This is a genomic window from Paenibacillus mucilaginosus 3016, from assembly GCF_000250655.1.
In the GTDB taxonomy this organism is placed as follows: domain Bacteria; phylum Bacillota; class Bacilli; order Paenibacillales; family NBRC-103111; genus Paenibacillus_G; species Paenibacillus_G mucilaginosus.
Genome location: NC_016935.1, coordinates 7,161,937 through 7,179,511, shown reverse-complemented (window position 1 = coordinate 7,179,511; position 17,575 = coordinate 7,161,937). Strand labels below are relative to the sequence as shown.

The window sequence follows — 17,575 nt, the reverse complement described above, 5'->3', positions numbered from 1 at the left end:
TTATCATAGTACGCATAGATCATCCCCTAATGACTTGGAAAGGGAATAGTAGGCAGTGAACCCTTCAGAGAGCGGAGCCGGCATCAGGCTGGAAGGTTCCGCAGGACGTATCTGCCGAAGTCGCCCCGGAGTTGCCGAATTGAACGTTTGCCTAGATTCGGCCGGCTGCAGCCGTTATCCTGCCCTAAGTGCCGTGCCTTCGTCACGGGCCCCGTATGCTTTATCAGCTCGGCAGGTCCTGGGAAAGCTGCGGAATAAAGGTGGTACCACGGAAAGCGCAAGCCTTTCGTCCTTTGCGGACGGAGGGCTTTTTTGTTTCGTTCGGGGGATCTGTGACGTTCGGGGTATCTGCCTCCGGCCGCTGTTACACTTGGACTTCTTTGAATGAGAAAGGGTAGGGGAAGAAGTCCAAGTGTAAAGGCGGACGCTCCGCTCCTGCGGCAGATACCCCTCACTCCGTATTGGGGATTACTTTCAAGGAGCAAAACCTTTAAAAGGCGCAAAACCCTTGGAAGGCATAAAAACCTTAAAGGCAAAGAGCAAAAGGCAAAAGCAAAACCAGAGGAAGCTAAACCAAACTTGAGATACACACTGGAGGTCAGCAGCAATGGAAGAAACCAAAGCAACCGGGGCGCCGGAAATCAGCATGCCGACGCAGTATGACCCGAAAGACGCCGAGAAAAAATGGTACGACTACTGGCTCAAAAATGAGTTCTTCAAGGCGGGACAGCGCAAGGACGCCGAGCCTTATACGATTGTGATTCCTCCGCCGAACGTAACGGGCATGCTGCATATCGGGCATGCGCTCGACTGCACCCTGCAGGACATCATGATCCGCACGAAGCGGATGCAGGGGTATGACGCCCTCTGGCTGCCGGGCTCCGACCATGCGGGCATCGCCACGCAGTCCAAGGTGGAGCAGAAGCTGCGCGAAGAAGGAGTGACCCGCTACGATCTCGGACGCGAGAAATTCCTGGAGAAGGTCTGGGAGTGGAAGGATCACTATGCGGCCACGATTCACGAGCAGTGGGCGAAGATGGGCTTCTCGCTCGACTACTCCCGCGAGCGGTTCACGCTGGATGAAGGGCTGTCGAAAGCGGTTCGCGAAGTGTTCGTCCGCTACTATGAGAAGGGCCTGATCTACCGCGGCAAATATATCATCAACTGGGACCCGGCGGCCCGTACGGCGCTCTCGGATATCGAAGTTGAATATAAGGAAGTGCAGGGCGCACTTTATCATCTGAAGTATCCGGTGAAGAACAGCGAAGAGTTCATCGTGGTGGCGACCACCCGTCCGGAGACGATGCTCGGCGATACGGCCGTGGCGGTGCATCCGGAGGATGAGCGTTATCAGCACCTCATCGGCAAGACGCTCGTGCTGCCGATTCTCGGCCGCGAGATTCCGATCATCGGGGATGAGTATGTCGAGAAGGAATTCGGCAGCGGCGCCGTCAAGATTACTCCGGCCCACGATCCGAACGACTTCGAGGTAGGAAGACGCCACGACCTGCCGCAGATTCTCGTCATGGACGAGTCGGGCAAGATGAACGAGAATGCCGGCAAGTACCAGGGGCTCGACCGGTTCGACTGCCGCAAGCAGATCGTAGCGGACATGAAGGAGCTTGGCGTGCTGATCAAGATCGAGGAGCATGTCCATCAGGTAGGCCACAGCGAGCGCAGCGGTGCCGTCGTGGAGCCTTACCTGTCCACGCAGTGGTTCGTGAAGATGAAGCCGCTGGCCGATCAATCGGTGGAAGTGCAGAAGTCGGGCAAGGGCACGAACTTCGTACCGGACCGCTTCGAGAAAATCTACCTGCACTGGATGGAGAACAGCCGCGACTGGTGCATCTCCCGCCAGCTGTGGTGGGGCCACCGCATTCCGGCCTGGCACTGCGGCGCCTGCGGCGAAACGACGGTCTCCCGCGAGGATGTTACGGTTTGTTCCAAGTGCGGCGGCACGCAGCTGAAGCAGGATGAGGATGTGCTCGACACCTGGTTCTCTTCCGCGCTGTGGCCGTTCTCCACGCTGGGCTGGCCGGATGAGGACGCCGAGGACCTGAAGCGTTTCTTCCCTACGAGTCTGCTCGTGACCGGATATGACATCATCGGCTTCTGGGTATCCCGGATGATCTTCAGTTCCCTGGAATTCCGGGGCGATATTCCGTTCAAGGATGTGCTTGTTCACGGATTGGTGCGCGACGCGGAAGGCCGCAAGATGTCCAAGTCGCTCGGCAATGGCGTCGATCCGCTGGAGGTCATCGAGAAGTACGGCGCGGACGCGATGCGCTTCATGCTCTCCACCGGCTCCACGCCGGGGCAGGATCTGCGCTTCCGCTGGGAGAAGGTCGAGCAGGCGCGCAACTTCGCGAACAAGATCTGGAACGCTTCGCGCTTTGCGCTCATGAACCTCGGCGGCTTCCGTTACGAGGACATCGACCTCAGCGGCAGCCTCAGCACGGCTGACCGCTGGATCCTGCACCGCCTGAACGAGACGGTACGCGACGTGACCCGTCTCATCGATGTATACGAGTTCGGCGAAACCGGCCGTCTCCTCTACAACTTCATCTGGGACGATCTCTGCGACTGGTACATCGAATTCAGCAAGCTGTCCCTGTACGGCACGGATGAGGAAGCGAAGAAGACGACGAAGTCGGTGCTCGCTTACGTGCTGGACCGCACACAGCGCCTCATCCATCCATTCATGCCGTTCATCTCCGAGGAGATCTGGCAGCATCTGCCGCATGAGGGCGAGACGATTACGCTGGCATCCTGGCCGGTCTACGAGAACGGCTTCGAAGCGGAAGAGGCCGTCCGTGAGATGGAGCTGCTCATGGATATGATCCGCACGGTGCGCAACATCCGTGCCGAAGTGAACGTGCCGATGAGCAAGAAGGTCGAGCTGCTCGTGAAGCCGGCCGGCGCGGAGACGGAATCGATCCTGAAGCGCAACGAAGAGTACATCCGCCGCTTCTGCAACACGTCGACGCTTGAGATCGGCACGGCGCTCGCTACGCCGGACAAGGCGATGACGGGGATCGTGACGGGCGCGGAGCTGTTCCTGCCGCTGGCCGGACTCATCGATATCGGCCAGGAGATCGCGCGTCTGGAGAAGGAGCTGTCCACGCTGCACGGCGAAGTCGAGCGGATCGAGAAGAAGCTCTCGAACCAGGGCTTCGTAGCGAAGGCGCCGGCCAAGGTGATCGAAGAGGAAAAAGCGAAGCTGGCCGATTACGCCGACAAGCGCGACAAAGTGACGGCACGCATCGCCGAGCTGAAAGGATGAGTGCAGCATGAGTGCAGCAGAAGAGAACCAAGCGGGAACGGCGGCGCCGTTCCAAACCGCACGGGAAGCGGTCGACTGGATCGTCCGCTTCATTCCCCTGGCGGGCATCAAGCCGGGCCTGGAGCGGATGGAGAAGCTGATGGAATATCTGGATGATCCGCACCGGAGGCTGAAATTCATCCACGTGGCCGGGACCAACGGCAAGGGATCGGTGTGCGCCTTCCTGACGGAAGCTATCCGCAGCGGGGGCTACGATGTAGGGACCTTCACATCCCCCTACATCGAGTCCTACAATGAACGGATCCGCCTGAACGGCGTCAACATCAGCGACGAGGATCTGCTTCGCGTAGCCAACAAGGTGAAGCCGGTCGTCGACCGGGTGGCGGAAGAATTCGGGCAGCCGTCCATGTTCGAGATTTCGACGGTCCTCGCCATCGAATATTTTGCGCGTATCGCTTATCCGGACTTCGTCGTCTGGGAGACGGGGATGGGCGGACGGCTCGATTCCACGAACATCGTTACCCCGCTCGTCTCGGTCATCACCAACATCGGGTATGACCATATGGACTTCCTTGGAGAGACCCTGCCGGAGATTGCAGCGGAGAAAGCGGCGATTATCAAGGCGGGCGTTCCCGTTGTGAGCGCCGTGGAACAGCCGGAAGTCATCGAAGTGGTGACGGAGGCGGCCAAGAAGAAGAAGAGCACGCTGTACCTGCTCGGACGCGATTTCCGTTACGAGAGGTCCTCGGCGGAAGAGAACCGGCAGACGTTCTCATTCCACGGGGTGTTCCGGGGGATTCCGGAAGCCGTCATCTCCATGAACGGGCCGCACCAGGTGAAGAACGCGGCCACCGCACTCATGACGCTGGAAGTGCTGCGGCAGTACTATGCGCTGATCATCGATGACGAGGATTTGCTCGCCGCGCTGAAGCGCACGCAGTGGCCGGGCCGGCTGGAGCTCCTCTCGGAGTCCCCGCGGCTGCTCATCGACGGAGCGCACAACCCGGAGGGGGCGCAGATGCTCGCCTCCACACTCCGGGAGACGTACCGGTACCGCAAGCTTCATTTTATGATGGGGATGCTGTCGAACAAGAATCATACGGGCTATTTCAGGCATATACTACCTCTAGTGGACACATTAATTCTGACCGAACCCGAATGGCTCAAGAAAGCACAGGCCACAGACCTGGCGGCCCTGGCACGGACGCTGCTCGAAGAGCTGGGCCGTACGGATGTGGAGGTTATCGTGGAGCCGAACTGGAAGGCCGCCTTGGACCTGACGCAGCGGTTGACGGAAGAGGACGATCTCGCCGTGGTCTCCGGAACGTTATATTTGATCGGGGACGTCCGTTCCTGGGTAAAGCATCAATCCGATTCTGAAAAGGGCTGGTGAAACGAGCATGAATACATCGGAGCATATCCATTTTATCGGCATTGGCGGGTACGGCATGAGCGCGATCGCCAAAGTAATGCTGGAGATGGGCTATCAAGTTTCGGGATCCGATCTGGCGCAGCAGGAACTGACGGAGAAGCTGGCGGCCAAGGGCGCGCAGGTCTTCATCGGGCACGAGGCGGAGAATGTCAAAGGGGCGGACGTCGTCGTCTATTCCACGGCGCTGTCCAAGGACAACGTCGAGATGGCTGCAGCGGAAGAGCTCAACATTCCGATTCTTCACCGTTCCCAGATGCTGGCCCGGCTCATGAATGCGAAGAAGGGGATTGCGGTGGCCGGCGCGCACGGAAAGACGACAACGTCATCCATGATCGCGCTGGTGCTCGAGCATTGCGGCTCGGACCCGACCTTCATTATCGGCGGGGAGATCATGAACGTGGGCAGCAATGCCAAGGCGGGCAAAGGGGACTGGGTCGTGGCGGAAGCGGACGAGAGCGACGGCTCGTTCCTCCAGTACCATCCGACCATTGCGCTGGTGAACAATATTGAGGCCGACCATCTCGAGAACTACAACGGGGATTTTGAGAATCTCAAGAAGGCGTACGCCCAGTTCCTCAGTCAGGTGAAGGCGGACGGCAAAGCCGTGGTTTGTCTGGACGATGCCTATCTGTCCGGGATGATTCCACAGATTCAGAGTGAGGTCATCACCTACGGCATCCATTCCGATGCCGACGTGACGGCGCACAACATCGTGCTGGGCGACCGTAAAGTGTCGTTCGAGGTGATGCGCGGCGGGCAGCTGCTCGGCACGATCTCGCTGTCGGTTCCGGGCAAGCACAACGTCTACAACGCGATGGCCACGCTGATTACCTGCATGGAGGCGGGATTGACGTTCGCCCAGGTGGCGGAAGCGATCAAGGAGTTCCGCGGCGCGAAGCGCAGATTCCAGGTGCTCGGCGAGGTGAACGACATCCTCGTAATCGACGACTACGCCCACCATCCGACGGAGATCGAAGCGACGATCCTGGCGGCGAAGGCGACCGGCAAGCGGATCATCGCCGTGTTCCAGCCGCAGCGCTATACGCGGACGTATTTCCTTTTTGAGCAGTTCAGCCGGGCGTTCCCCGATGCGGACGAGGTGATTATCACCGATATCTACTCTCCTGCGGGCGAGAAGCAGATCGAGGGCATCACGTCGGCGAAGCTCGTGGAGCTCATCCGCCAGAACAGCAATGCGAACGTAGCTTATGTACCGACCAAGGAGGAAGTGCAGAACTATCTCCTCGGCTCCGTGCAGCCCGGCGATCTCGTACTCACCATGGGCGCGGGCGACATCTGGAAGGCTGCGGACGGCCTGGCCAAAGCGCTGGAAGCCCGCGGTGCGTAAGGCAAGGCAGCTTTAGCATATCCCGGTTCCTGTCCTTCAGGAGCCGGGTTTTTCTTTATCCGAAGGGAGCCGGGGGGCCGGTGCTGAACATCCGGCTGTCCCCTGCGATGAATCCGAACCTGCTTGCTGTTAGGATGCGGGATGGCGGCCGCTCTTATTCCTCTTTTTTGCCTGGGCTTCCGCCCGGATGTATCCGGAAGGTTCTACTTCTCTCCCAAGTCTCATAGTCTAGTAATACGATAATGGGACAAGGGAGTGCTGAGTACGATGAACAAGGCCAAAATGACATTCCGATATAATAGCTCCAAAACGGAAAGCGGGCGGGGGGAAGCGCGGGTCATTCCGCTGCGCCGAGAAGAGTACGAGGTGGTTGAGGAAAAGAAGAAGCCGGAACCCAGCACGGAAGCAACACCTGCGGAACGGGAAGCGGAGCTTGTCCGCTTCCGTCCGGAAGCGGCGGACAGGCAATTCGGCCGGGGCACCCAGGCGCAGCCGGAAGAAGCTGTGTCCGCTGCAGGGAATGTTCCACGGGACGACGTACCGCCGGCCGCGTCGAAAGGGTGGCTGCTGCTGGAGCCGGAGGCCGAGTCCCGTCAGGGGTACGGGAGCGAGTTCGGCGCCTGGCAGAGCTCGTTCGATCCGGAGGAGGAGCGGGTTGAGAAGCTCATCCGGCATTCGGAGCACTCGAAGCCGGCGGATGTCTATGACGGCGAGACCGGCTATGTCGGCCGGGACAGCGCCCGCGGCGGACAAGAGCCATCCGGTTCCCGCTTCAGCCGGGTGACGGACAACGGCTATTACACCCGGCCTCCCCAGCAGGGATCCTGGCTCAAAATTACGGCTTCGGTGATGGGAGCGGTAGTGACCGGGGTAGCCTTCGGCTTCCTGGTGCTGTCGATGTTCACCGGCGGCGAGCCGGGGGCGGTGCCGGGGAAGGACGCACCGGTAATATCGCCTCAGGGCACCGGGGCGAAGGGGGGCGCGGCCGGCAGCGCCAAGGCCGGTACCGAACCGGCGGCTGCAGCAGGGGCGCTCCCGGGAGCGTCGGCTGCCGTCAATCTGCCGGCACGCTCTTATACGATCCTGCAGGGCGGGGTATTCGGCACCGCCGCAGCGGCGGAGACCTTCGCCGGGGATCTGCGCAAGAAAGGGATTGAGGCGGTCACCGAGATCAGCGACAAGAACACGGTTTATTTGGGGGTCACGACGAACCGGGATGACGCGCTCGGTCTCGCCCAGGGACTGCAGGGGCAGCAAGAGGTGATGGTCAAGTCCTTCGAGGTGCCGGGAGCCAAGAAAGTAAGGTGGAACGGGAAGGGGGCGGAGGTCTTCCAAACCTACATCTCGCAGGGAGCCTCGATCGTGCAGCAGGCGGCCTCCCAGACCGCAGCCAAGCTGAAAGAATCGGAGCCGGGCCCGATTGACGAGAAGGCGCTTCAGACGATCAAGACGTCGCATGTGGCGTGGGCGGCGGGAGCTTCCGCGGTCAGCGACGGCTTGGGTGAAGCAGGCAAGACCCTGCTGCCGAAGATGAATAATGCGCTGAATACGGCGGTGAATGCGCTGGGCGAGTATAAGAAGAATCCGTCGCATGCCATCCTGTGGCAGGCACAGGGTGCGCTGCTTCAGTACCTTGTGGCGGAGAAGGAGCTCATGACGACCGCGGCCCAGCCGTAACCGTGCCTCACAGCAAAAACGACAAACAGCCAAAGCTTCCGCAATCTGCGGGTATGCTTTGGCTGTTTGCCGTAGGGGCCTCGGTCCGCGCCTGCCCTTTTGGGGACGGCACGCGACTTTGGGCAGGCCTGCATCGTCTACACTACATCATCAAGTTATCTGCCGTCAGCCGGGACGGCTGACCTTCCGGCTGCGGCCGTGTACCGGTCGAGCAGGGCGGCCGCTTCCGCCCGGGTCATGCCTTTCTCCGGCGCGAAGCGGTCCGCGCTGACGCCGTCGATCCATCCGGTGTTCCGCAGCCCGGCGATTGAGCCTTCGGCCCAGTAGCCGGCAGGCACGTCGCCGAACGGGTGCGCCTGCCCCTCGGCAGCGCCGGACAGGCGCTGCAGGAGCGAGGCCACTTCCGCCCGGGTCACCGGACGGTCGGGCCGCAGCGTGCCGTCGGGGTAGCCCTCCAGCACGCCCGCCTTCACCGCCTTGTCGAGGGCGGCGAAGGCCCAGTGCCCCGCGTTCACGTCACGGAACGCGGCAGCCCCCCGCGCGGCCTCCGGCCGGCAGCCTTCCCCGCCGCCGTACACGGCGCCGGATACGCTGCTGCCGGCTCCGCCGGCGGAGCATCCGCTCCCTGCCGCCGCCTGCGGCAGGTCGAAGAGCCTGCCGAGCAGCGTCACCCATTCCGCTCTCGTGAGCACCCGCCGGGGCTCGTACCGCCCGCCCGCGGCGCCTTCCACCAGGCCCTGCGCCTTCAGCCGCAGGACCGCTTCGCGGGCCCAGTGTCCCGTAAGGTCCGGGAACACCGTGCCCGGAGGCAGGTACGCCGCGATGCCGGAGGCGATCCCGCGGGCCATCGACTCCCGGACGCTGTCCCGGGCGAGGAGCGCGGCATCCGCGGCGTTCGAGAGGAACCCGGTCTCGACCAGAATGCTCGGCATCGTGCCGTTGCGCACGACGTAGACCGCGCTCGGGACGAGCCCGCGGTTCTGCATTCCGCTTTCGGCAACGAAAGCGTCAAGCACCTCCTGCGCGAGCTGCCGGCTCTGCGGGGTGAGCACCTTCATCGCCTCGCTGGCCGGATAGCTCTCCTGCGGATAGGCATCGTCGTAATACAGTACCATAGCCCCCCGCACATCCGGGCTGCCGTACGAATTGGCGTGGATCGATACGAACAGATCGGCCGACTGGCTGTCCTTGAAGGTTACGCGGTCCTGCAGCGACATATAGCTGTCGGTTTCCCTCGATAGTACCACCTCGTAGCCCTGCTTCACCAGCAGCTCCCTGACCCGGGTGGTGATGTCGAAGTTCACCGTTTTCTCGTAGAGTCCGTTGACGCCTACCGCTCCCGGATCGGATCCGCCGTGTCCGGGATCGAGCACCACTTTGGCCGCACCGGCCTGGCCGGGCAGGATCAGAAGGCCGAGCGCCAGCAGGGCGGCTCGCGCCCAAGGCTTACTCATGGCCGTCACTCCTTCCTGTTCTCATTTGTTCATTGTACATGGCCTACCTAGCGCTGTAAGCAAGCAACTTTCCCCTCCCGAGGGGCCCGGTGCCAAGGGCCCGGCAGCCCCGGTCCGGCGCCAAAATCCCCATGAAGGGAAGCCAAAATATGCTATAATAATTTTTGACTATAGCGCTTTGGCGTGAATTGACTACCGTCCGAAAGAGGTATCCTACATCTTGAAGAAGAATTCGCTCACCCTGATTCTGCTGCTGCTGGTCTGCCTGATCGCGGGCACGCTCATCGGCCAGCTGCTGGCGCCCTATCCGTATCTCGGCTTCTTGACGAAGTCGGTCACGCTGACCTGGCAGCCCAAGGCGGATCTGCTTGTGATCAGGTATGACCTCGACCTGCAGATCCGGCTGAACCTGATCGGCATCCTGGGGCTCGCTCTCGGATTCTGGATTTTCCGCAAGCTGTAACGAGGTGGGTCAGCCAAGAAACTTATTCGAAACGAGGGACTGTTTTTATGACAATAACCGACACGCGCACCTTGATTCTGGCTTCCTCTTCTCCGCGGCGCCAGGAGCTTATTGGGGCCTTGGGCCTTCCTTATGCGATCCGCGTCAGCGATGTGGACGAGACGACGGAACCGGGGCTCACGCCCGCACAGATCGTGGAGGAGCTCTCCGCCCGCAAAGCGGGCGCAGTGTACGAACGTTGTAAGGAAGAGGGTCCGGCGGACGGCATTGTCATTGGTTCCGATACGATCGTCGTGCTGGACGGGCAGGTGCTCGGCAAACCGCAGGACGAAGAGGATGCCTTCCGCATGCTGAGCTCCCTGCAGGGGCGCAGGCACCAGGTATACAGCGGCGTGGCCTGTTTCGATCTGGTAACGGGCGAGCGCCTGACGGAGCACCGGGTGACCGAGGTGTACATGAACCCGCTCACGGAAGCCCAGATCCGCCGTTATATCGCCTCCGGCGAGCCGATGGACAAGGCCGGCTCCTACGCGATTCAGGGGCTGGGCGCGACGATGATCGACCGGATTGAGGGCGATTATTTCAACGTTGTGGGACTGCCGCTTAGCCTGCTGTCGAAGCTTCTGGAACGTCTGGGAGTCGCTGTCATTTAGGGCGTGGACGTGCTATAATGGTGTTTCGTACTACTTGAAGGGGGAGTTAAGCGGCACCCATGGAATCGCCGAATTACACACTGCGTGAACTACACCTAGAAGACCGGCCCCGCGAGAGGATGATCCACTACGGGGCGGAAGCCTTAAGCAACGCGGAACTGCTGGCGATTCTGCTTCGCACCGGTACCTACCAGGAGTCCGCGGTCCATGTGGCCCAGCGGCTCCTGCGCGAATCCGGAGGCCTGCGGAGCCTGAGCGATATGAGCCTGGAGCAGATGACAAGCATCAAGGGGATCGGCTCCGCGAAGGCGCTGCAGATCCGGGCGGGCATCGAGCTCGGCCGGCGGATGGCGCGCAGCGGCCTGAACGAGACGGTAACGATCCGCTCGCCGCAGGATGCCGCCAATCTGCTCATGGAGGATTTGCGTTACCTTCAGAAAGAACATTTCGTCTGTCTGTTTCTGAACACGAAGAATCATGTGATCGGGCGGGAGACGCTGTCGATGGGCAGCCTCAACGCTTCGATCGTTCATCCACGGGAGGTGTTCCGCTCGGCGATCAAACGCAGCAGCGCTTCGATCGTCTGTGCGCACAACCATCCCAGCGGGGACCCGACCCCGAGCCCGGAGGATATTGCGCTGACAAGAAGACTGGCGGAAGCCGGGGAGATTGTCGGCATCGAGGTGCTGGATCATCTGGTCATCGGAGACCAGCGCTTCGTGAGTTTGAAGGAGCTCGGATACATGTAATATAATGAAGTGCAGGTTTCGACCCGCAAGCGTCGGGGTTCGGCCTGATTGGACATGAAACCATCGTACGGCTTCCCGGCATTCCGCCGGCGAACCTTCGTTAATTTCATACAAGAGCGTTCGTCTACGGACGGGCGCAACCGTTGTTTACTCCGGGCCGGCTGCCGGACAGGCATGTCCGATTGCCAAGCAAACGCTGCCTCCTGGGTACATATCATCGCTTGTGCTGCTGCGGAGTAAACCCATCCTGCTTTTTGCCTATTCCGAGAAATTTGCGTTCAAATACAGAAGGGAGCACCAACTATGTTCGGAGGATTTACGAAAGACCTGGGGATTGACCTGGGCACGGCCAATACGCTCGTTTATGTCAAAGGAAAAGGGATCGTGGTTCGCGAGCCGTCCGTCGTCGCGATCCGCACCGATACCAAAACCATCGAGGCCGTCGGCAACGACGCCAAGATGATGATCGGCCGTACGCCGGGCAACATCCGTGCCATCCGCCCGATGAAGGACGGGGTCATCGCCGACTTCGAGACGACCTCGACCATGATCAAGTACTTCCTCCGCCAGGCACAGAAGCAGCGCTACCTCTTCCAGCGCCATCCGAGCGTGATGGTGTGCGTTCCTTCGGGCATCACGGCCGTCGAGAAGCGTGCTGTCGAAGATGCGACCCGGCAGGCGGGCGCACGCGACGCCTACACGATTGAAGAGCCGTTCGCGGCCGCTATCGGCGCCGATCTCCCGGTGTGGGAGCCGACCGGCTCCATGGTCGTCGATATCGGGGGCGGAACGACGGAAGTCGCCGTCATCTCCCTCGGCGGCATTGTGACCAGCCGCTCGATCCGGGTGGCGGGCGACGAGATGGATGATGCGATCATCCAGTACATCAAGCGCACCTACAACCTGATGATCGGGGAGCGCACGGCCGAAGCGATCAAAATGGAGATCGGCTCCGCGCTGCAGATGGACGCGCCGACCCGCTTCGAGATCCGCGGCCGCGACCTCGTATCCGGGCTGCCGAAGACGATGGCGGTCACCTCCGAGGAGATCACCGACGCGCTGGCCGATACCGTGTTCAGCATCGTCGAAGCCGTGAAGGTCACGCTGGAGAAGTGTCCGCCGGAGCTCGCGGCCGACATTATGGACCGCGGGATCGTGCTTACGGGCGGAGGCGGCCTGCTGCGCAACCTCGACAAGCTGCTCTCCCGCGAGACGGGCATGCCGGTTCTCGTAGCGGAGAATCCGCTCGACTGCGTGGCGATCGGCACGGGCCGGGCGCTCGAGAACATTCATCTGTTCAAGACGCGTTCGGGTCCTACATCCAAAGCCAGACGTTGATGAATTGTCCCATAGAAGCCGGGCGGTGCGGGTACACAATGCCTCGTTCCGTCCGGCTTAACCCTTAGGTTGCTGTAAGATCAGACATGAGGCAGGGCCAATTCTGAAGGAAAGGTTGGAAGGTGCAGGAGAAGTGAAATTACTCGGGAATAAGAGACTGCTCATTTTGATGCTGGGGCTGATCCTCTTTATTGCGCTGATGGGATTGACGTTCGGAAACCGGGGATATCAGACATGGCCGGAGCGGTTCGTGAAAGACACGGTTTCCTGGGTTCAGGGGATGATCTACAAGCCCGTCGGATACATAGCCGGATTGTTCGAGGACATCCGGGGCTTTCGTACTGTATATGAGGAGAACCAGGTGCTTCGCCAGACCGTAACGAAATATGCGCGGGATACGACGCTGCTGAACGATCTTCTTGAGAAGAACAAGCGCCTGGAAGAGGCCCTGGCCTTTACCGAGCGGCAGAAACAGATGAACAAATACAACTTCCGGATTGCGGAGGTTGTCGACTATAAGCAGGCACAGAAGATGGTAACGATCAATCTCGGGGAGAAGGACGGGATCCGGGCCAATATGGCTGTGGTCTCGGTGGCCGGGCTTGTAGGACGAATCGTGTCGGTCTCCAACTTCTATGCCGACGTGCAGCTGATTACAGGCATTGATGACAAGGCGTCCGTGGAAGCCGATGCAGGGAGCGGCGTATTCTCCAAGGCGATCGCCCTGACCGTCAAGGGGAAGGAAAACAAGTCGTTCGGCGTGCTGGAGACGGTGGATGCCGATACGGGGCTGCTGCTCATGACCAAGATCGAACCGGGGGATGACATCCAGCCCGGGGATACGGTGATCACCTCCGGCAAAGGGCTGGTATTCCCATATGGGATCGAGGTCGGCAAAGTGGTGGAAAAGCGCCAGGGAGACTTCGGGATCACCTATGTCGCGACGATTGAGCCGTTCGCTTCGTTTACCCATCTGCGTGAAGTCTTCGTCGTCGATGTTCCGGAGGCGAAGTAGCCGGTATGAGATATGGGAAATTATGGCTCATTCTCTTCCTCCTCTTTTTGCTGGAAAGCACGCTGATGCCGTGGCTGATTCCTGCCGCATGGCAGAGTCATATTCAAATTATTCCGCACTTTGTTTTGGTTATCGTTATTTATATCGGTCTCTATATCAACCGCCATACGGCACTGGCCTTCGGGCTGGTGTTCGGCATCCTGCACGACTTCATCCATTACTCGCCGATGCTCGGACCGGTCGCGTTCGGCATGGGGCTGGCGGGATATGTGGCGGGCTTGATGCAGGGAAGAATCTATTCTTCCATTCTGATCAGCATGCTGGTCATCGGAGCCGGCAACCTGTTCTATGATGCGGTGCTGTTCGCACTGTACCGCCTGTTCCGCGTGACGCATGTCGATTTCCAATGGATGTTCTTTCACCAGATGCTGCCGAGTATGCTGATCAATCTGCTGTTCGCCCTGGCGATCTACGTGCCGGCCCGCCGGCTGTTCGAGAGCCTGCCCGTGGTCTCCAAGGAGGAGGCAGAATAATTTTCCTGCCCTCCGGCAGGAGAACAAGCAGGCGAAGCCGAAATGTATAGGCTTAAGGGAATCAGAGCGGCAAGCCGGGTGCATCCACGGCGGGAAGGCGGGTGCATCCACGGCGGGAAGGCGGGTCGCAGCCGGTACGGCGGCGGTGGGGAGGCCCTGGACGCCACACCCGCCGCCGCCTTGGTCTGCGGCTTTGTGCTGACCTGAAGGCGGCGGAGCCGGCTGTGTTCGGAAGACCCCGGCTTTGGGCCGGGCGGAACTTGACGCCATGTCCCTTGCCCAAGGACGCCGAAGGCATGGATGGACCCCTCAGGGTACCGCAAGCGGCTGCCGGCTTTGCATGCCGTCGGCGGCCGTCCGGTATTCGGGTCACGTGCCTCCGTCTTTTCCGAAGGCGGCTTCAGCACGCCGTACCGTCCCCGGTGGACGGCCCAGCGGTTTATCTTCACCTATCGGAAACTCAGCGTCCGCCGAGAGATGCTTGTACTCTGTCATCCGATAGCAAGGGATAAACGCGCAGCCTCGACAGAGGAAGGCGCAGCCGTTTATCATCAAATTACAGAACATCCGGCCCGCCTAAGCTCGTTACGGGCATCTGTAATTTGGACTAAACGCGTATCGTCCTTGGAAGGACGGCCAAGCCGTTTATCTTAAGCAGTAAGGTAGGAGCGTTTATGGCGGCAGCAAAACATCATGTGACGATCAAAGGCGTGAAAGAAGGGCTTGTGTTCCTGCTCGACGATTCCTGCGAATTCTCGGAGGTGCTCGCCGAGCTGAAGCACAAGCTGGAGAAAACCCATCAGCAGATCCTGACCGGCCCTATTATTCATGTCCACGTGAAGCTGGGAAGCCGCGTCGTGACGGAGGAGCAGAAGGAGCAGGTACGGGGGATTATCTCCTCCAAGGGGAATCTGCTCATCCAGTCCGTCGAGACGCTGGACCCGTCGCATCAGAAGACGGATCCGGATCCGGCGGAAGTGCGGATGGTACGGGGGATGGTGCGTTCCGGACAGACGCTCACCCACGATGGAAACATCATGTTCATGGGCGATGTGAACCCGGGAGGGACGATCATTTCCACCGGGAGCATATATATCATGGGTTCGCTTCGCGGGATGGCGCATGCGGGAGTGGACGGGGACGAGCGGGCGATCATCGCCGCCTCTCATATGAGGCCCACGCAGCTGCGCATCGCCGGAATCATCTCCCGGCCGCCCGACGAATGGGGACTCGGGGACTCTTTCGATACGTATATGGAATTTGCCTACGTAAAGGAAGGGAAGATGGAGATCGACAAAATCCACCATCTCCACAAATTCAGCCTGAACCAGTACACTTGAAGTTCCGGCGGGTGGAGTGGTCCGTCCTCTTTTTCTTCAACAACATGTCATGTTATATAAACGAGCCCCCGTTCACGCAGAATGGTAACCGTTTATCTTAAGGGAGTAGGAGTGAAACCTATGGGAGAAGCAATCGTCATCACTTCAGGGAAGGGCGGTGTCGGCAAGACGACAACGTCGGCCAACATCGGGACGGCTTTGGCCCTGCAGGGCAAGAAAGTGGTCATGGTCGATACGGATATCGGCCTCCGCAACCTGGATGTGGTCATGGGACTGGAGAACCGGATTATCTATGATCTGATCGACGTGGCCGAAGGACGGTGCCGTCTTCCGCAGGCGCTTGTCAAGGACAAGCGGTTCGACGAACTGTATATGCTGCCGGCGGCGCAGACCAAAGACAAGAGCGCCATCACGCCCGAAGCGGTTCGCCAGATTGTGCTGGAGCTCAAACGGGATTTTGACTATGTCATCATCGACTGTCCTGCAGGTATCGAGCAGGGCTTCAAGAATGCGGTGGCCGGTGCGGACAAAGCCATCGTCGTTACGACTCCGGAGAACGCGGCCGTGCGCGACGCCGACCGGATCATCGGTCTTCTGGAGAAGGAGCCGGGGGTGGAATCGCCGAAGCTCATCATCAACCGGATCCGTCCGAACATGGTCAAGAAGGGCGAGATGCTCGACATCGACGAGATCTGCTCGGTGCTCGCGATCGACCTGCTCGGCATCGTGCCGGACGACGAGTATGTCATCAAGGCCGCCAATATCGGCGAGCCCACCGTCATGAACCCGAACTCCCGCGCGGCGATCGCATACCGCAATATCGCTCGGCGGATGCTTGGAGATACGGTGCCGCTGATGCCGCTCGAAGAGAAGCCGGGCATGTTCGGCAGAATGAAAAAGTTTTTGGGAATGGGCGGATGAGGGTAAGTGCTGCATAAACTGAAGAAAATCGATGTGCCCATCGTTGTCATACTGCTCTGTTTCATGGCCATCAGCACCGCTTTGGTTTACAGCGCGACCTTGACAGGCAACGCGGAGCTCACCTTCGATCCGAAGAAGCTGGCTCTGATCTATGTCGTTTCCCTGCTCGGCTTCACCGCAGCTATGATTGTGGATTACCGCGTGCTGACCAAGGTGGCTTACTATTTGTACGGCGTGGGCATCGTGCTCCTGATCGCGGTGTACTTCCTCGGCGTGAACCTGAACGGGGCGCGGGGCTGGTTCCGGCTCGGCTTCGGACTCGACTTCCAGCCGGTGGAGCTGGTGAAGATCATCCTCATCGTGACGCTGGCTTCCTTTATGGCCAAGCGCAGGGGAGAAACGCTTCAGCTGGCAAGGGATGTCGTGCCGGTAGGGCTGCTGGCGGCGCTGCCGATCGGGCTTGTCGTCATCCAGCCGGATATCGGGAACGCCATTATCCTGTGTGTGATTCTGCTCGGCATGTTCTGGATCGGCAATATTCGGCTGTCGTATGTGCTCATCGGATCGACCGTGTTCATCGGCTCCGCGGCGCTGTTCCTGTACCTGTTCAAGCATTATTATGACCCGCTGAAGGCTTATCTGGAAGCCAAGGACATTACCACGCACTGGATGCCCCGGATTCTGACGCTGATCGATCCATCCTCGGCTTCCTCCAATGCGAGGTATCACGTGGATAATGCGATCCGGGCGATCGGATCGGGCTCCCTGCTCGGGGAGAAGTACCTGCAAGGTTCCTCCGTGCACAGCAACTTCATCCCGGTCGTTTACACCGACTCGATCTTCGTGGTCGTAGGGGAGGAGTTCGGCTTCGTGGGCTCCTCGGCGCTGCTGCTCATGTATTTTGTGCTGATTTACCGGATGATTCTGATCTCGCTGCACTGCAAGAATTATTCGGGTTCGTATATCGTGGTCGGCATCGTCTCGATGCTCGTGTACCAGATTTTCCAGAACATCGGCATGATGATCGGCATTATGCCGCTGACGGGGATCACGCTGCCGTTTATCAGCTATGGCGGCACCTCGCTGCTCATTAACATGATTGCGATGGGCCTTGTGATGAGCATCAAGCTTCATGACGATATGCTGCTTGACGAAGATTGAGGGATGTTCAAGATAACAAACTAGATGGAAAGACACCTGCCTCAGGTGTCTTTTTTGCTGTGCCGAAGCCCATGAGGAGCGCCATACTTACATGCTGCGGCAAGAGTTTGCCTGCCCATACCTGCCCCTACCGGATATGCCCACGCTCCTCTCCTTCCCCTCCAAGCGTCCTGGGGACTCTTGTATATTCTCGCGTACAAGCTCATAG

At 59.8% G+C, this 17,575-nt stretch carries 15 protein-coding genes and 1 other annotated feature; of the genes, 14 read left to right on the top strand and 1 reads right to left on the bottom strand.

Going from position 1 to position 17,575, the window contains the following annotated elements; all coding sequences use genetic code 11:
- Positions 1-26: 26 nt before the first annotated feature.
- Positions 27-297, top strand: a binding site (T-box leader).
- A gap of 310 nt (positions 298-607) precedes the next feature.
- The 4 genes from PM3016_RS29570 (at position 608) to PM3016_RS29555 (ending at position 7,740) form a co-directional block, all read left to right on the top strand.
- Entirely contained in the window at positions 608-3,283 is a 2,676-nt protein-coding gene (locus PM3016_RS29570) for a valine--tRNA ligase (RefSeq protein WP_014371958.1), read from the top strand.
- Positions 3,284-3,290: 7 nt separating this feature from the next.
- A complete protein-coding gene (locus tag PM3016_RS29565; RefSeq protein WP_013920121.1) occupies positions 3,291-4,676 on the top strand; it encodes a bifunctional folylpolyglutamate synthase/dihydrofolate synthase in 1,386 nt (461 codons plus the stop codon).
- A gap of 7 nt (positions 4,677-4,683) precedes the next feature.
- Entirely contained in the window at positions 4,684-6,063 is a 1,380-nt protein-coding gene (gene murC / locus PM3016_RS29560) for a UDP-N-acetylmuramate--L-alanine ligase (RefSeq protein ID WP_014371957.1), read from the top strand.
- A 267-nt stretch (positions 6,064-6,330) separates the two neighbouring features.
- Entirely contained in the window at positions 6,331-7,740 is a 1,410-nt protein-coding gene (locus tag PM3016_RS29555) for an SPOR domain-containing protein (protein WP_014371956.1), read from the top strand.
- Between the two features lie 155 nt (positions 7,741-7,895).
- Here the strand turns inward: PM3016_RS29555 and PM3016_RS29550 are convergent, their stop codons facing one another.
- The gene (locus PM3016_RS29550) at positions 7,896-9,194 is read right to left on the bottom strand and encodes an N-acetylmuramoyl-L-alanine amidase (protein WP_014371955.1); all 1,299 of its coding nucleotides are present in this window, start codon (positions 9,192-9,194) and stop codon (positions 7,896-7,898) included.
- Between the two features lie 220 nt (positions 9,195-9,414).
- Here PM3016_RS29550 and PM3016_RS29545 point away from each other — a divergent pair, with 220 nt between their 5' ends.
- From PM3016_RS29545 to PM3016_RS29505, 10 genes are all read left to right on the top strand, one after another.
- Entirely contained in the window at positions 9,415-9,657 is a 243-nt protein-coding gene (locus PM3016_RS29545; protein WP_013920116.1) for a DUF4321 domain-containing protein, read from the top strand.
- A 47-nt stretch (positions 9,658-9,704) separates the two neighbouring features.
- Positions 9,705-10,310: a Maf family protein gene (locus PM3016_RS29540; RefSeq protein WP_014371954.1), complete on the top strand. Its 606-nt coding sequence runs from the start codon at positions 9,705-9,707 to the stop codon at positions 10,308-10,310.
- A gap of 59 nt (positions 10,311-10,369) precedes the next feature.
- On the top strand, positions 10,370-11,059 hold the full coding sequence (radC, locus tag PM3016_RS29535; RefSeq protein WP_013920114.1) for a RadC family protein: 690 nt from the start codon (positions 10,370-10,372) through the stop codon (positions 11,057-11,059).
- 303 nt (positions 11,060-11,362) lie between these two features.
- Positions 11,363-12,397: a rod shape-determining protein gene (locus PM3016_RS29530; protein ID WP_013920113.1), complete on the top strand. Its 1,035-nt coding sequence runs from the start codon at positions 11,363-11,365 to the stop codon at positions 12,395-12,397.
- Positions 12,398-12,530: 133 nt separating this feature from the next.
- The gene (gene mreC / locus PM3016_RS29525; RefSeq protein WP_081473237.1) at positions 12,531-13,412 is read left to right on the top strand and encodes a rod shape-determining protein MreC; all 882 of its coding nucleotides are present in this window, start codon (positions 12,531-12,533) and stop codon (positions 13,410-13,412) included.
- Between the two features lie 5 nt (positions 13,413-13,417).
- Positions 13,418-13,945: a rod shape-determining protein MreD gene (mreD, locus tag PM3016_RS29520; protein ID WP_013920111.1), complete on the top strand. Its 528-nt coding sequence runs from the start codon at positions 13,418-13,420 to the stop codon at positions 13,943-13,945.
- Positions 13,946-13,987: 42 nt separating this feature from the next.
- On the top strand, positions 13,988-14,152 hold the full coding sequence (locus PM3016_RS40425; protein ID WP_014371952.1) for a hypothetical protein: 165 nt from the start codon (positions 13,988-13,990) through the stop codon (positions 14,150-14,152).
- 467 nt (positions 14,153-14,619) lie between these two features.
- A complete protein-coding gene (locus PM3016_RS29515) occupies positions 14,620-15,285 on the top strand; it encodes a septum site-determining protein MinC (RefSeq protein ID WP_013920110.1) in 666 nt (221 codons plus the stop codon).
- 120 nt (positions 15,286-15,405) lie between these two features.
- A complete protein-coding gene (gene minD / locus PM3016_RS29510; RefSeq protein ID WP_013920109.1) occupies positions 15,406-16,206 on the top strand; it encodes a septum site-determining protein MinD in 801 nt (266 codons plus the stop codon).
- A gap of 6 nt (positions 16,207-16,212) precedes the next feature.
- Positions 16,213-17,367 carry an FtsW/RodA/SpoVE family cell cycle protein gene (locus tag PM3016_RS29505; protein WP_013920108.1) on the top strand — a complete coding sequence of 385 codons (1,155 nt, stop codon included), beginning with the start codon at positions 16,213-16,215 and terminating at the stop codon, positions 17,365-17,367.
- Positions 17,368-17,575 lie beyond the last annotated feature (208 nt).

Excerpts from the sequence above, each read along its gene's own strand:
- PM3016_RS29570 (WP_014371958.1), top strand. The coding sequence starts at position 608 with ATGGAAGAAACCAAAGCAACCGGGGCGCCGGAAATCAGCATGCCGACG.
- PM3016_RS29565 (WP_013920121.1), top strand. The coding sequence starts at position 3,291 with ATGAGTGCAGCAGAAGAGAACCAAGCGGGAACGGCGGCGCCGTTCCAA.
- murC (WP_014371957.1), top strand. The coding sequence starts at position 4,684 with ATGAATACATCGGAGCATATCCATTTTATCGGCATTGGCGGGTACGGC.
- PM3016_RS29555 (WP_014371956.1), top strand. The coding sequence starts at position 6,331 with ATGAACAAGGCCAAAATGACATTCCGATATAATAGCTCCAAAACGGAA.
- PM3016_RS29550 (WP_014371955.1), bottom strand. The coding sequence starts at position 9,194 with ATGAGTAAGCCTTGGGCGCGAGCCGCCCTGCTGGCGCTCGGCCTTCTG.
- PM3016_RS29540 (WP_014371954.1), top strand. The coding sequence starts at position 9,705 with ATGACAATAACCGACACGCGCACCTTGATTCTGGCTTCCTCTTCTCCG.
- radC (WP_013920114.1), top strand. The coding sequence starts at position 10,370 with ATGGAATCGCCGAATTACACACTGCGTGAACTACACCTAGAAGACCGG.
- PM3016_RS29530 (WP_013920113.1), top strand. The coding sequence starts at position 11,363 with ATGTTCGGAGGATTTACGAAAGACCTGGGGATTGACCTGGGCACGGCC.
- mreD (WP_013920111.1), top strand. The coding sequence starts at position 13,418 with ATGAGATATGGGAAATTATGGCTCATTCTCTTCCTCCTCTTTTTGCTG.
- PM3016_RS40425 (WP_014371952.1), top strand. The coding sequence starts at position 13,988 with ATGTATAGGCTTAAGGGAATCAGAGCGGCAAGCCGGGTGCATCCACGG.
- PM3016_RS29515 (WP_013920110.1), top strand. The coding sequence starts at position 14,620 with ATGGCGGCAGCAAAACATCATGTGACGATCAAAGGCGTGAAAGAAGGG.
- minD (WP_013920109.1), top strand. The coding sequence starts at position 15,406 with ATGGGAGAAGCAATCGTCATCACTTCAGGGAAGGGCGGTGTCGGCAAG.